14 protein-coding genes are annotated in these 12,946 nt (G+C 65.3%); 9 read left to right on the forward strand and 5 right to left on the reverse strand.

Going from position 1 to position 12,946, the window contains the following annotated elements:
* On the reverse strand, positions 1-273 hold a 273-nt coding region (locus tag AC30QB_RS05885), incomplete at its 3' end, for a class I tRNA ligase family protein (protein WP_489545256.1).
* A gap of 84 nt (positions 274-357) precedes the next feature.
* Here AC30QB_RS05885 and apbC point away from each other — a divergent pair.
* The gene (gene apbC / locus AC30QB_RS05890; RefSeq protein WP_489545257.1) at positions 358-1,449 is read left to right on the forward strand and encodes an iron-sulfur cluster carrier protein ApbC; all 1,092 of its coding nucleotides are present in this window, start codon (positions 358-360) and stop codon (positions 1,447-1,449) included.
* A 124-nt stretch (positions 1,450-1,573) separates the two neighbouring features.
* Here the strand turns inward: apbC and AC30QB_RS05895 are convergent, their stop codons facing one another.
* Positions 1,574-2,563, reverse strand: a complete 990-nt coding sequence (locus tag AC30QB_RS05895; RefSeq protein WP_489545258.1) for an MBL fold metallo-hydrolase — start codon at positions 2,561-2,563, stop codon at positions 1,574-1,576.
* Positions 2,563-3,102, reverse strand: coding sequence for an Mpo1 family 2-hydroxy fatty acid dioxygenase (locus AC30QB_RS05900; RefSeq protein ID WP_489545259.1), 540 nt, complete (start codon positions 3,100-3,102; stop codon positions 2,563-2,565). The genes AC30QB_RS05895 and AC30QB_RS05900 overlap by 1 nt, the downstream gene beginning before the upstream one ends.
* Positions 3,103-3,203: 101 nt before the next feature.
* On the opposite strand from AC30QB_RS05900, the gene AC30QB_RS05905 reads away from it, so the two are divergent.
* The 4 genes from AC30QB_RS05905 (at position 3,204) to ypfJ (ending at position 6,614) form a co-directional block, all read left to right on the forward strand.
* Positions 3,204-4,637 (forward strand): C13 family peptidase, encoded by a 1,434-nt coding sequence (locus AC30QB_RS05905; RefSeq protein WP_489545260.1) that lies wholly within the window; start codon positions 3,204-3,206, stop codon positions 4,635-4,637.
* Between the two features lie 46 nt (positions 4,638-4,683).
* Positions 4,684-5,235, forward strand: coding sequence for a deoxycytidylate deaminase (locus tag AC30QB_RS05910; protein ID WP_489545261.1), 552 nt, complete (start codon positions 4,684-4,686; stop codon positions 5,233-5,235).
* Positions 5,236-5,342: 107 nt separating this feature from the next.
* The gene (locus AC30QB_RS05915) at positions 5,343-5,615 is read left to right on the forward strand and encodes a hypothetical protein (RefSeq protein WP_489545262.1); all 273 of its coding nucleotides are present in this window, start codon (positions 5,343-5,345) and stop codon (positions 5,613-5,615) included.
* 117 nt (positions 5,616-5,732) lie between these two features.
* Positions 5,733-6,614, forward strand: a complete 882-nt coding sequence (ypfJ, locus tag AC30QB_RS05920; protein WP_489545263.1) for a KPN_02809 family neutral zinc metallopeptidase — start codon at positions 5,733-5,735, stop codon at positions 6,612-6,614.
* Here ypfJ and denD read toward each other — a convergent pair.
* A complete protein-coding gene (gene denD, locus AC30QB_RS05925; RefSeq protein ID WP_489545264.1) occupies positions 6,611-7,639 on the reverse strand; it encodes a D-erythronate dehydrogenase in 1,029 nt (342 codons plus the stop codon). The genes ypfJ and denD overlap by 4 nt on opposite strands.
* Positions 7,636-8,460: a FadR/GntR family transcriptional regulator gene (locus AC30QB_RS05930; protein ID WP_489545265.1), complete on the reverse strand. Its 825-nt coding sequence runs from the start codon at positions 8,458-8,460 to the stop codon at positions 7,636-7,638. Before AC30QB_RS05930 ends, denD begins: the two co-directional genes overlap by 4 nt.
* Before the next feature lie 58 nt (positions 8,461-8,518).
* Between AC30QB_RS05930 and AC30QB_RS05935 the strand changes: the two genes are divergently transcribed.
* The 4 genes from AC30QB_RS05935 (at position 8,519) to AC30QB_RS05950 (ending at position 12,872) form a co-directional block, all read left to right on the forward strand.
* Positions 8,519-9,592: an ABC transporter ATP-binding protein gene (locus AC30QB_RS05935; protein ID WP_489545266.1), complete on the forward strand. Its 1,074-nt coding sequence runs from the start codon at positions 8,519-8,521 to the stop codon at positions 9,590-9,592.
* Positions 9,593-9,645: 53 nt separating this feature from the next.
* Positions 9,646-10,974, forward strand: coding sequence for an ABC transporter substrate-binding protein (locus tag AC30QB_RS05940; protein WP_489545267.1), 1,329 nt, complete (start codon positions 9,646-9,648; stop codon positions 10,972-10,974).
* 123 nt (positions 10,975-11,097) lie between these two features.
* Entirely contained in the window at positions 11,098-12,006 is a 909-nt protein-coding gene (locus AC30QB_RS05945; RefSeq protein ID WP_489545268.1) for a carbohydrate ABC transporter permease, read from the forward strand.
* A complete protein-coding gene (locus AC30QB_RS05950; RefSeq protein WP_489545269.1) occupies positions 12,003-12,872 on the forward strand; it encodes a carbohydrate ABC transporter permease in 870 nt (289 codons plus the stop codon). Before AC30QB_RS05945 ends, AC30QB_RS05950 begins: the two co-directional genes overlap by 4 nt.
* The last annotated feature ends 74 nt before the right edge of the window (positions 12,873-12,946 follow it).

Below are 12,946 nucleotides of genomic sequence, written 5' to 3' on the forward strand. Positions count from 1 at the left end.
GTGGTCGAAGGCAATCTGGAAGCCGTCGAGATAGCGCTGGCGCCCGGCCGCGATCTCCGCCACGAAGGCCTGCGGTGTGACGCCCGCCTTCTGCGCCGAGATCATGATCGGCGCGCCGTGGGCATCGTCGGCGCAGACGAAGTGCACTTCGTTGCCCACCATGCGCTGGAAGCGCACCCAGATGTCGGCCTGGATGTACTCCATCATGTGGCCGACGTGGAAGGGTGCGTTGGCGTAGGGCAGGGCGGTGGTGACGAAGAGCTTGCGGGGCATCGGGCGGGCTCGGGCAGGAAAACCCTGAATTCTAGGCTCGCCGCGCTAGACTTCCCGGGCCTTCTCTCCCGCTGAAACCTCCCCATGGCCATCACCGAAACCAGCTTGCTCGACGCGCTCAAGACCGTCATCGATCCCAACACGGGCAAAGATTTCGTCAGCACCAAACAGCTGAAGAATCTGCGCATCGAAGGGAGTGCCGTCTCGTTCGATGTGGAGCTGGGCTACCCGGCCAGGAGCCAGATTGCTTCGCTCACTGCTGCTCTCGTGGCCGCAGCCAGAGGTGTGGCGGGCATTGAGAAGGTGGACGCGCGCCTTGCCACCAAGATCGTCCCCCACGCCGTGCAGCGCGGCGTGCAGCTGCTGCCCAACGTGAAGAACATCGTTGCCGTGGCTTCGGGCAAGGGCGGTGTGGGCAAGAGCACCACCGCGGTCAACCTGGCGCTGGCGTTGGCCGCCGAGGGCGCCAGCGTGGGCATCCTCGACGCCGACATCTACGGCCCCAGCCAGCCCATGATGATGGGCCTGTCGGGCCGACCCGAGAGCGCCGACGGCAAGACCATGGAGCCGATGGAAAACCACGGCGTGCAGGTGATGTCGATCGGTTTTCTGGTCGAGGCCGACAACGCCATGATCTGGCGCGGCCCCATGGCCACCCAGGCGCTAGACCAGCTCTTGCGCCAGACCAACTGGCGCGAGCTCGACTACCTGATCGTCGACATGCCCCCGGGCACCGGCGACATTCAACTCACGCTCAGCCAGCGCGTGCCGCTCACCGGCGCCGTGATCGTCACCACGCCGCAAGACATAGCGCTGCTCGATGCGAGGCGCGGCATCAAGATGTTCGAGAAGGTGGGCGTGCCCATACTCGGCATCGTGGAAAACATGGCCATGCACGTGTGCACAAATTGCGGCCATGTGGAGCACATCTTCGGCGCCGATGGCGGCAAGAAGATGGCCGCTGAATTCAACATGGACTACCTCGGCGCGCTGCCGCTCAGCATGGGCATACGCGTGCAGACCGACTCGGGCGCACCCACCGTGGTGAGCGATCCCGACGGCGAGATCGCGGGCCTCTACAAGGCGATGGCGCGGCAGCTGGCGGTCAAGATCGCTCAGCGGGCGAAAGACTTCTCGTCGAAGTTTCCGACCATCACGGTGTCGAAGAACACTTAGGAGCCGGTCGGGCTTTCGAGTCTTCTCAGGCGCTCAAAGAAAGCTTGGCTTTTGGCGTACTCAAGAGTTGCGCGCATCTGCCGCTCTGCCTTAGCGGGCACGAGTTGTCGCGGAACAGGGAAGCTCAATAAAGATCGAAAGCCACGAAGAGCGGCGGCATGCGCAGCTCCACGCCGGCCTGAGCCGAACGCTGGCCGAGGTCGCGCATGACGACGTCCAGGTCGTCCAGCAGCAGCGGCATGGCCTGCAGGGGCTGGCTCAGGGGGCGGGTGAAGTCGTCCCAGTGCACCGGAATCACCCGCTTGGCGCCTACGGCCTTGACCACTTCGTTCCAGTAGGCAGTGCGGTAGGCCTCGTCTTTCTTGCCCAGCGTGCCCACGCCCAGAAACACGGTGTCGGCATGCAGCCCCGTCAACGCACCGGGCACAAAGCCGGCGCTGCCGTTGACCAGAAAGCTTCGGCCCGACGCGTGGGTTACCAGCAAAGACCACACGCTGCCTTCGCGCCAGGCGGGGGCGCGCGCCGGCGGCACGAGCGGCGTGTCGATGTTTTCGACGGTGTGGCCGCTGCTGTAGGGCGTGGGGCTGTGGCGGCTGGCAATGAAGCGCAGGCTGAACTTGCCCAGTTGCACCGTGTCGCCCGACCGCACGGCGCGCATCTGTTGTGGTGCCAGCCCGAGCCCGCGGCCGATGTTGAGCGTCGACTCCGAGCCGATCAGCAGCGCGCCGGTGCGCTGCGCGACCAAGGGCGAGTCCATGGCGTGGTCGTAGTGAGAATGCACAGGCACCACTGCGGCCAGCCGGGTCACACCCAGCGCTTGCAAGCCTTGGGTGATGCGCTCGGCATTGGGTGCGATGGGTTGCGTCAAGCTGCGCACGGCGGGGCGCGAGAAGAAGCCGTCGGTCATCCAGGCGGTTTCGCCGTCGTCGAACACCAGGGTGGAAACGCCAGCGAAACGCACTCGCACGCCGTCGGGGGTGGTGGCGGCGGGCAGTGTCAGCGAGCGATACGGCTCCAGCGACGGGTGGCGCTGAAACTGAATGACGATGAAGGCAACCGCCAGCAGCAGCGCCGCCAGCAGCACAGCGCCTATGCGCAGTGCGAGCCGGCGCATCAGGCCGGGTGGGCCAGGTCGCGTAGGTGGGTGGGGCCGACGCGGCGCTCGATCTCAGCGAGCAGGGCCTTGTTCCAGCCCATGGAGAACATGGCTTCGGCGGTAACGAACATCGGGCCGACCAGCAGGCCCACCATGTCGTCGACGAACGCCGGCTTGCGGCCCTCGTAGTAGTGGCCGATGAACTGGATCACCCAGCCGATGGCAAACATGCCCACGCCCCAGGTTAGCCAGCTGGCCACGCTGCCACCCGACACGCCGTGCGCCAGTGCGATCAGTACCCCGGTGGCGGCGGTGACCGCAACGCCCAGTGACAGCGGGCCGCGCCGGCTCATGTACCAGGCCGCTGACAGGCAGAAGGCGACCCAGGCGCCGGTGAGCTCAAGCCCCGGCACAGTGAGGTGCAAGCGGGCGAGCAGCACGCCGATGCCGAACACGATCATGGGCACACCGATGAAGTGGGTGACGATGTTGCGTTGGTCGCGGTGATAGGCGGCGTATTGCGACAGCAAATCGAGCGTGGTGCGTTGGGCGGTCATGGTTGTCTCCACATGAATCAATGGTCGATATTTTGGGCCGATGCGGGCGATGTGACCATGGTATTTCTACAGGCCCTAGGATGGGCGCCCAGGAGGCCAAGATGACCGGGTTCAGCGAGGAATACCACACCAACGGCGGCGGCCTTGCGCGCTGGCTGGGCCAGAGCGCACGCAGCGCCGTCTTTCTGAGGCCCGATCTTGCCGACTTGCAGGCCCGTCCGTTGACGCTGGCGGTGCTGACCGCGCTGCTGGTGGGGTTGGGCGTGCTGCTGCAGTGGGTGGGCATCGCCGGGCCGGCAGTCTTCTACTGGCAGGCCGTCGCCAGCGGCTGGCTGACCACGGTGCTGCTGGTGTGGGCCTGCTGGGTGGTGGTGCGCTCGCGCGCCGGCCCGCCCGACACGGCCACCTTGTTTGGCGTGCTGCTGTTGCAGCAAATCGTCATCTCGGCCCCGCTGTGGGCGCTGTACCTGCTGGTGTTGCCCCATGCGCCTAGCTCGGCGTCACGCGGGGTGGCATGGGTGCAGTGGGCGCTGCCCTTCGTGGTGGTGGGCTGGGTGGCGCTGGCGGGTGCCGTGCTGCTGCTGCGCCAGACGGCGCCGGGCGGCGTGCGCGTGGCGGTGCTGGCGGCGTTCGTGTTGGCCGCGGGGGCCGACATTTTCGTCACGCCCATGCAGTTCTGGTACCCCGACGAGCGGGTGGCGCGCGCCGCGGCTGAGGAAGACAAGCACCTGCAGCTGACGCAAGAGGTGATGGAGCGGCAGTCGGCGGTGCTGGTCGACAGCCTCAATGCCCTGCAGGCGCAGCGGCCCGGCATGGTCGATCTGTATGCGATCACCTTTGCACCCTATGCCGAGGAAGAGGTGTTTCGCCGCGAGAGCCGGCTGGTGGCTGGCGTGATGCAAAGCCGCTTCGACGCCCAGGGCCGCACGCTGCAGCTGATCAACAACGCCGCCACCGCAGGCGAGCTGCCTTGGGCAACCGGACTCAACCTGCAGCGCGCGATCCTGCGGGCGGCCAGCCTGATGGACCGTGATGAAGACGTGCTCTTCATCCACCTCACCTCGCATGGCGCGCAAGACGGCAAGCTGTCGGCCCGCTTTTGGCCGCTGGAGGTGGCGCCGGTCACGCCCCAGCAGCTGCGCGCCTGGCTCGACGAGGCCGGCGTGCGCTTTCGCGTGATCTCGATCTCGGCCTGCTACTCGGGCTCGTGGCTGCCGGCGCTGGCCGAGCCCGGCACGCTGGTGATGACCGCGGCAGATGCCGAGCACACCTCGTACGGCTGCGGGCGCAAGTCGGAGCTGACCTTTTTCGGCCGCGCGATGTACGACGAGCAGCTGCGGCAAACCCACTCCTTTGAGGCCGCCCACGCTGCCGCGCGCAAGGTGATCGACCAGCGCGAGAAAGACGCGGGCAAGACCGACGGCTACTCCAACCCGCAGATCGCCGTGGGCGAGGCGATACGCCCGCTCTTGCAACGATTGCAGCAAAGGCTGGACGCCAGCGCTCCCGGCACGCAGGCCGAGGCGCCTCGCTGACTTGCTGAAGGCGCCCGCCTGCGGGCCAGGCGGCACAATGCCTGCTATGCAAAACGCCCCCCTGATTCACTGGCATTCGATGTTCATGGGCGTCGCCCTGCTGGCGGCGGCCCGCTCGAAAGATGGCCGCAAGCGCAACGGCGCCTGCATCGCCAGCGCCGACAACAAGATCCTGGGGGTGGGCTACAACGGCCTGCCGCGCGGCTGTGACGACAACGACGCGTCGTACTGGGCCGACATCGACAGCGACCCGCTGCAATCGCGCCACAGCTACATCGTGCACGCCGAGGTCAACGCCATCCTGAACTGCGTGGTGCTGCCGCTGACCGGCAGCACCATCTACGCCACCCAGTTCCCTTGCCCGCGCTGCGTGCAGTCGATCATCCAGGTGGGCATCAAACGGGTGGTGTACCTGGAAAAGAAGTCACACCACGTCGCCTCAAACGGCGCGTCCGACAAGATGCTGGCCGATGCAGGCGTCGAGACCTTGCCGCTGGACCAGCTCGAAGCGTCGGCTTCTGAGTGGTGCGACAAGCTCGATGAGTTCATCCAGGTCACCGGGCCAGCGGTGCACGGGGCGCCCGACCCCGTGGGGTAAGAGCGCGCGCCCTGCACTCAACTGGCCGAATCGGTGGCTCTTTTCGGGCGATCGCGGCAACGAGGTCTGGCTATCGTGTGGGCACACGCTTCACATGGAGCCTCCACATGTTCACCTCGTTTGCATCGCTAGCCATGTCATCTTCCGAGCCCTTTGCCAGCCGCCCGGTCGCCTTGATCGACGACTTGAAGACCCTGGGTCGCTTTCGCAGCAAGATGGCCGAGGAGGCCTTGCCTGTGAACGTGGCACGCATGATGTTCGACCGGCCCTATGCTTTCGACCGCATTGCGCTGGGCCACAGCAGCGCCGACGAAACGCTGCAGCGCCTGGCACTGAAGCTGTTTGCCCAGTACGAGAAGGCGGGCGAACCGGCGCATTGACGCTCCGGCGCACCAACATTCGGCCTCAAGTCCTACGCAAGGGCTGCCAGAACGGCAGCCCTTTTGCATGGCGGCTTCGCTACCATGCCCCTTCGGCTCACACCTGAAGGACGCGCCATGAAATGGGAAGGTAACCGCGAGAGCGACAACGTGGAAGACGCGCGCAGTGGCGGCGGCGGAGGAGGGGGCTTTTCCTTCGGCGGCGGGCGCGGCATCGGCCTGGGCAGCGTGGCCATCGCGGTGGTGGCGGGCTGGGCTTTCGGTATCAACCCGCTGACCATCCTGGGCCTGCTGAGCGGTGGCGGTGGCTCGGCCCCGCAAACGCAGCAGGCGCCTGCGCAGCGGCCGCCTGCCAACGACCAGCTGGCCAAGTTTGTCTCGGTCGTGCTGGCCGATACCGAAGACGTCTGGCGCGAGCAGTTCAAGCAGATGGGCAGCACCTACCGCGAGCCCAAGCTGCGGCTGTTCCGCGGCAGCGAGCCTACCGCCTGCGGGCGCGGCGAGTCGGCCATGGGGCCGTTTTACTGCCCCGGCGACCAGAAGGTCTACATCGACCTCAACTTCTACGAGACCATGCGCACCCGGTTGGGTGCACCGGGCGACTTTGCCCAGGCCTACGTGATCGCCCACGAGGTGGGCCATCACGTGCAAAACCTGATGGGCATCACCGGCAAGGTTGACAGCATGCGCGGGCGGGCCAGTGAAGCCCAGCAGAACGCGCTCAGCGTGCGCGTGGAGCTGCAGGCCGACTGCTTTGCCGGCGTGTGGGCGTATCACGCCAACCAGGCGCGCCAGATCTTGCAGCAGGGCGATGTGGAAGAGGCGCTCAACGCCGCCACACAGATCGGCGATGACGCACTGCAGCGCAAGTCGCGCGGCACCGTACAGCCCGAAACCTTCACCCACGGCACCAGCGCGCAGCGGGTGTCATGGTTCAAGAAGGGCATCCAGACGGGCAGCGTTGCCCAGTGCAACACCTTCGAGGCGCGGCAGCTCTAGCCGTTCAGGCCTTTCAAGGTCTGATGGGCTGTGGGCAAGGCCTGGCAGTCGGCGATGTACTGCCGAATGATCTCGGCGAAGTTGGCCGGTGCCTGCAAGCCCAGCCGCGTTGCGCGCGCCGCGGTGGCACCGCTGGGCCAGTTGGCGACGATGCCCGCGATGCGTTCGTCGGGCTCGAAGCGCACACGGGCTCGTACGGCCGGGCCTGCCACTGCTGTCAGGGCATCGAGCATGTCGCCCACGCGTACGTTGAGCGCGGGCAGGTTCATGGCGCTGCGGCCGCAGAAGGCTTCGCGGCTGGCTTCATAGACGGCGATCAAGCCGTCCACCGTGTGCGAGGGAGACGACACCGGGTGCGACACGTCGGCTGATACCGGGCAGACCGCCTCCAGCCCCGCGAGCGGTTCGCGCACGATGCCCGAGAAGAACGACGACGCCGCGGCATTCGGCCGACCCGGCCGCACGGTGACCGTCATCAGCCGCGCTGCGCGGCCGTCGATGTAGCCCTTGCGCGTGTAGTCGGCCACCAGGTGCTCGCAGATGAGTTTGTGCGTGCCGTAGGAGGTCTGCGGTGCAGGCAAGGTGTCGTCCGCCACGCGCGCCGGCAGCGCCAGGGCAGGGTCGGGGCCAAAAACCGCGACCGAACTGGAGAACACCACCCGCGACGGCTTGGCCCCGGCATTGACCTGGGCACGAAACACGTCGAGCAACGCACGCGTGCTGTCGAGGTTGGACCGCAGGCCCAGGTCAAAGTCGGCTTCGCATTCACCGGAGACGGCCGATGCGAGATGGAACACGCCGTCGAAGCGTTCGTCGCGCAGCGATTGGCACTGCGACAGCAGCGAGCCGGTGCGCGCTTCGACCTGCACGGCGCCGCCATGGTTCAGCAGATTGTCTGGCGGCGCCACTTGGTCGGCCAGCACCAGGCCGGTGATGCGCTGGCCCGCCAGCGTGCCGCGCGCGAGTAAGGTGCGGGCCAGGCGCGCCCCCAGAAAGCCACCACCACCGGTGATCAAGATCTTCATGGTCGATCCGTTTTCGTGGAGAGTGTCGTGACCGCTGGAGTTTGCGCAGACCCCGCCATCCGCAGACGCTGGTCGCCGCGCAGCATGTGCCGCACCGCGGCCGCACGGGCTGCTTTCGGGTCATGGGCCGCGACGGCCTGGAAGATCGCCCGGTGTTCATCATTCACTTGTGCCGTGAAGTCGACGCGCTTCGCCTCGTTGGCGCGGGTGACCCGCATCGCTTCCTTGAGGTACTGCTCAAGAAACTCCAGCAGGTGGATGAATTGCGGGTTGCCGGTGGTCTCGCCCAGCAGTCGATGGAAGGCGAGGTCTTCATCGACGCCATCGCCGCTCGCCTGCTCGATGGCCTTCAGGGCACGTCGCAACGCCGCCACCTGCGGGCGCGTGGCGCGCTCGGCGGCCAGTGCGGCGATCTCGCCGTCCAATGCTCGACGCACCTCGCGCACCTGCACCACGGCGGTCGTCGAGCCCGACACGCTGGCGTCGAAATTGAGCGGGTGGTTGAGGGGCGGCGGCGCCACAAAAACACCCGATCCCTGGCGTGACAGCAGCAGACACCGCGACTTGAGCTGGTGTACCGCCTCGCGCACGACAGTGCGCGACACGCCGTAACTCTCCGACAGCTTTTGTTCGGTCGGCAGACGGTCGCCGGGTGACAACTCGCCGGATTCGATCTGCGCACTCAGGCGCGCGGCCAGCTGATCTGACAAACGCTCGGCCATGAGGCGGGTCCCAACGGTAAGCACAGGGGAAAGCCTGATGGAAATGGTGATCAGGTCATCATACAACTTCGTTTTCGGGGCGATCGCGGTTGCCCACATGGCGCTGGTCTGGGCCGGTCTCGATACTCCACGCGGCATTGACGAGGGTCTTCAAGGCATGGCGAGCGTCACCATCCAGTCGGTCAAGAAGCGCTTCGGTGAAGTTGACATCCTGCATGGCGTAGACATTGCCATCGAGGATGGCTCGTTCACCGTACTGGTGGGGCCATCGGGCTGCGGCAAGTCGACCTTGCTGCGCATGATCGCGGGGCTCGAAGAGATCAGCGGCGGCGAGATCCTCATCGGTGAGCGGCGTGTGAACGACCTGCCGCCCAAGCAGCGTGACATCGCGATGGTGTTCCAGAACTACGCGCTGTACCCGCACATGACGGTAGGCAAGAACATGGCGTTTGCGCTGATGCTGGCCAAGCTGCCACCTTCGGCCATCGAAGCCAAGGTGGCGCGTGCCGCCGAGATCCTGGCGCTCACGCCCTTGCTAGACCGTTACCCGCGCCAGCTCTCGGGCGGGCAGCGCCAGCGCGTGGCAATGGGGCGGGCGATCGTGCGCGACCCCAAAGTGTTCTTGTTCGACGAGCCGCTGTCCAACCTCGATGCCAAGCTGCGCGTGGCCATGCGCAGCGAGATCAAAGAGTTGCACCAGCGCCTTGAGACGACCTGCATTTACGTCACCCACGACCAGATCGAGGCCATGACCATGGCCGACAAGATCGTGGTCATGCGCGACGGCCGCATCGAGCAGACCGGCAGCCCGCTGACGTTGTACGACCACCCGGTCAACAGCTTTGTGGCCGGCTTCATCGGCTCGCCGGCCATGAACTTCTTGCCCGGCACCTTGCGTCGGCGTGCGGGCGCTGCCCTTGTGGAGCTGAGTGACGGCACCGAACTCGATGCGCCGGCCGACGCTGGCGGCACAGATGGCCAACCGGTGCTGATCGGCACGCGGCCCGAGCATCTTTCACTGTCGTCGCAGGGTGGTATCCCGTCGCGCGTGGTGGTGGTCGAACCCACCGGGGCCGAGACCCTGGTGTCGTGCCGCCACGAGGGCGCCGAGTTGTCGGTGGTCTTCCGTGAGCGCCACCACTTTGCGCCCGGCAGCACCATCCACCTGCGGCCCGACGTGCAGCGCTCTCATCTCTTCGACGCGAGCAGCGGCCAACGGCTGGTGGCCTGACTTTCTCTCGCCTGTTCTCAGTGTTCAGCCAAGAAACCCAGTAGGAGACAACGATGACGCACTTCAATCGCCGACGCTTTCTTGAAACCTCTGCCAGTGCCGCTGCGGTGGCCTCGCTCGGTACGGGCACCGCGCTGTGGACACCGCTGGCCCAGGCTCAGAGCATGAGCTTCAAGCCCGAGAAGGGCGCCAAGCTGCGCGTGCTGCGCTGGAGCCGCTTTGTGCAGGGCGACATCGATGCCTACATGGCCAACGTGAAGCGCTTCATCGAGAAGACCGGCATCGAGGTGCGGGTCGACAACGAGGGTTGGGAAGACGTGCGCCCGAAGGCGGCGGTGGCGGCCAACACCGGCGCGGGGCCCGACATCATCCTGTCGACGAACGATGACGCCAACCTCTACCCCGAGAAGCTGCTAGACGTGACCGACCTGGCCGAGTACCTGGGCAAGAAATACGGTGGCTGGTACCCAGCCGGTGAGGCCTTCATGCGCCCCGGCGGCAAGAAGTGGCTGGGTCTGCCGCTGGGTGCTGCAGGCTCGTTGATCGTCTACCGCGACAGCATGGTCAAGGCGGCTGGCTTCGATAGCTTTCCGAAGAACACGGATGACTTTCTGAAGCTCTACAAGGCTTTGAAGGAAAAGGGCACGCCCGGCGGCATGGCGCTTGGCAACGCGACGGGTGACAGCACCTGGACCAATTGGCTGATCTGGTCGCACGGCGGCAAGCTGGTCGACGCGAGCAACAAAGTGGTGATCGACAGCCCCGAGACGATCAAGGCACTTGAGTACGCGAAAGAGCTCTACGCCAACTTCATCCCTGGCACGCTGTCGTGGCTCGATCCGAACAACAACAAGGCCTTCTTGGACGGGCAGATCAGCGTCACCAACAACGGCATCTCGATCTACTACGCGGCCAAGAACTCGCAAGACCCCAAGGTCAAGGAGATGGCCGCTGACATCCACCACGCGGTGTTCCCCATCGGGCCGGTGGGCGTGCCCACCGAGTCGCATCTGTTCTTCAACCAGATGATCATGAAGTACACCAAGTACCCGCAGGCAGCCAAAGAATTCTTGCGTTTCATGATGGAGCAAGAGCAGTTCGACCCTTGGCTGCAAGGGGCTGGTGGGTATGTGGCGCAACCGCTCCGCGCCTACGAGAAGAGCGTGGTCTGGACGTCCGACCCGAAGAATCTGCCGTACCGCGACTCGGTGAAGAACCTGCGGCCCGCGGGCTATGCGGGGCGATTGGGTTACGCCTCGGCAGGGGCTGCGGCCGACTTCATCATTCCCAACATGGTGGCCGAGGCGGCGAGCGGTTCCAAGACGCCGAAAGAGGCAGCCGAGCGCGCGCAGAAGCGTGCTGAGCGGTATTACAAGGTTTGATATTCCGTACACCTGCGGTGACGGAATATCTCGCCGCGTTCGAGCATCAAGGCCGGTCGCTGCGCGACGGCTTGATGCTCAACTTGGCGGGGTTCTGCGTGGCGCATACATCGAGACTTGTTGATGCATTGGCTTGAGCGACTTCAGAACAGCCGCAACGCACTGGGGCTGATGTTTCTGTTGCCCGCAGCGGTGCTGCTGCTGCTCTTCCTCACCTACCCCCTGGGGCTTGGCACCTGGTTGGGCTTCACCGATGCCAAGGTCGGGCGGCCGGGGGTGTGGGTCGGGTTGGAGAACTACGAGTTCCTCTGGGGCGACAGCGTCACGCGGCTGGCCCTCTTCAACACCTTGTTCTACACAACTGTCGCGAGCGTGCTGAAGTTCGTTCTCGGCTTGTGGCTGGCGCTGCTGCTGAACCGCAACATCCGCTTCAAGACCTTTTTTCGCGCGGTGATCTTGCTGCCCTACATCGTGCCCACGGCCTTGTCGGCGATAGCGTTCTGGTGGATCTACGACGCGCAGTTTTCCATCGTCAGCTGGATGCTGGTCAAGCTCGGGTGGATCGACCACTACATCGACTTTCTCGGCGACCCATGGAACGCGCGCTTCTCGGTGATCGCCGCCAACGTGTGGCGCGGCGTGCCCTTCGTGGCGATCACGCTGCTGGCCGGGTTGCAGACCATTTCGCCGTCGTATTACGAAGCGTCGGCCATCGACGGCGCCACACCGGCACAGCAATTTCGCCACGTCACGCTGCCGCTGCTCACGCCCATCATCGCGGTGGTGATGACCTTCTCGGTGCTGTTCACCTTCACTGACTTCCAGCTCATCTACGTGATCACGCGCGGCGGGCCGCTCAACGCCACGCACCTGATGGCGACGCTGTCGTTCCAGCGCGCGATCTCGGGCGGTGCACTGGGCGAGGGGGCGGCGATCTCGATCGCGATGGTGCCCTTCTTGTTGGCGGCCATCTTGTTCAGCTTCTTCGGCCTGCAGCGGCGACGCTGGCAACAAGGGGGGTCCGACAAATGAGCGTGCAAGCTGATGTCGGTGGCATGGGCTTCCTGGAGACGAGGCGCAGTCGGGCAGTTACCGTCTACCTGCCGCTGTTCGCGTTCTTGCTGGTGCTGCTGTTTCCGTTTTACTGGATGGCGATCACCTCGGTGAAGCCTGACATTGAGTTGCTCTCTCGCACGGGCAACCCGTTTTGGGTGCATGCGCCCACGCTGGCGCATTTCAAAAAGCTGCTGTTCGACACCGCCTACCCCGACTGGCTGTGGAACACCGTGCTGGTGTCGGTGGTGGCTACGGCGTTCTCGCTGGTGGCCTCGATCATGGCGGCGTATGCCATCGAGCGGCTGCGCTTTCGCGGCTCCAAGCAGGTGGGGCTTGCGATCTTTCTCGCTTACCTGGTGCCGCCGTCCATCCTGTTCATTCCGCTGGCAGACGTGGTGTTCCAGCTCGGGCTGTTCGATACGCGCTGGGCGCTGATCCTCACTTACCCGACCTTCCTGATCCCGTTTTGCACCTGGCTGCTGATGGGCTACTTTCGCTCGATTCCGTTCGAGCTTGAAGAGTGTGCGCTGATCGACGGTGCCAACCGCTGGGAGATCCTCACCAAGATCGTGCTGCCGCTCGCAGTGCCTGGGCTCATCTCGGCGGGCATCTTCGCCTTTACGCTGTCGTGGAACGAGTTCATCTATGCGCTCACCTTCGTCTCGTCGAGCGAGATCAAGACGCTGCCAGTGGGCGTTGTCACCGAACTGGTGGAGGGCGACGTGTACCACTGGGGGCCGTTGATGGCGGGTGCACTGTTCGGCTCGCTGCCGGTGGCCTTCATCTACTCGTTCTTCGTCGAGTACTACGTGTCAGGGCTCACGGGGTCGGTGAAGGAGTAGGCTCTGTCATTCCCGCGCAGGCGGTATCCGTGCCTGCCTCAGCCACCCACCCAGCGCTCTTCCGAGGCCTTGAG

The organism is Rhizobacter sp. (genome assembly GCF_046595475.1).
Classification (GTDB): domain Bacteria; phylum Pseudomonadota; class Gammaproteobacteria; order Burkholderiales; family Burkholderiaceae_C; genus Rhizobacter.

Bases quoted from the DNA above. Each gene is read 5' to 3' on its own strand.
- denD (WP_489545264.1), bottom strand. From the start codon at position 7,639: ATGAAGATCTTGATCACCGGTGGTGGTGGCTTTCTGGGGGCGCGCCTG.
- AC30QB_RS05935 (WP_489545266.1), top strand. From the start codon at position 8,519: ATGGCGAGCGTCACCATCCAGTCGGTCAAGAAGCGCTTCGGTGAAGTT.
- AC30QB_RS05950 (WP_489545269.1), top strand. From the start codon at position 12,003: ATGAGCGTGCAAGCTGATGTCGGTGGCATGGGCTTCCTGGAGACGAGG.
- AC30QB_RS05915 (WP_489545262.1), top strand. From the start codon at position 5,343: ATGTTCACCTCGTTTGCATCGCTAGCCATGTCATCTTCCGAGCCCTTT.
- AC30QB_RS05930 (WP_489545265.1), bottom strand. From the start codon at position 8,460: ATGTGGGCAACCGCGATCGCCCCGAAAACGAAGTTGTATGATGACCTG.
- apbC (WP_489545257.1), top strand. From the start codon at position 358: ATGGCCATCACCGAAACCAGCTTGCTCGACGCGCTCAAGACCGTCATC.
- AC30QB_RS05940 (WP_489545267.1), top strand. From the start codon at position 9,646: ATGACGCACTTCAATCGCCGACGCTTTCTTGAAACCTCTGCCAGTGCC.
- AC30QB_RS05895 (WP_489545258.1), bottom strand. From the start codon at position 2,563: ATGCGCCGGCTCGCACTGCGCATAGGCGCTGTGCTGCTGGCGGCGCTG.
- AC30QB_RS05945 (WP_489545268.1), top strand. From the start codon at position 11,098: ATGCATTGGCTTGAGCGACTTCAGAACAGCCGCAACGCACTGGGGCTG.
- AC30QB_RS05905 (WP_489545260.1), top strand. From the start codon at position 3,204: ATGACCGGGTTCAGCGAGGAATACCACACCAACGGCGGCGGCCTTGCG.
- ypfJ (WP_489545263.1), top strand. From the start codon at position 5,733: ATGAAATGGGAAGGTAACCGCGAGAGCGACAACGTGGAAGACGCGCGC.
- AC30QB_RS05900 (WP_489545259.1), bottom strand. From the start codon at position 3,102: ATGACCGCCCAACGCACCACGCTCGATTTGCTGTCGCAATACGCCGCC.
- AC30QB_RS05910 (WP_489545261.1), top strand. From the start codon at position 4,684: ATGCAAAACGCCCCCCTGATTCACTGGCATTCGATGTTCATGGGCGTC.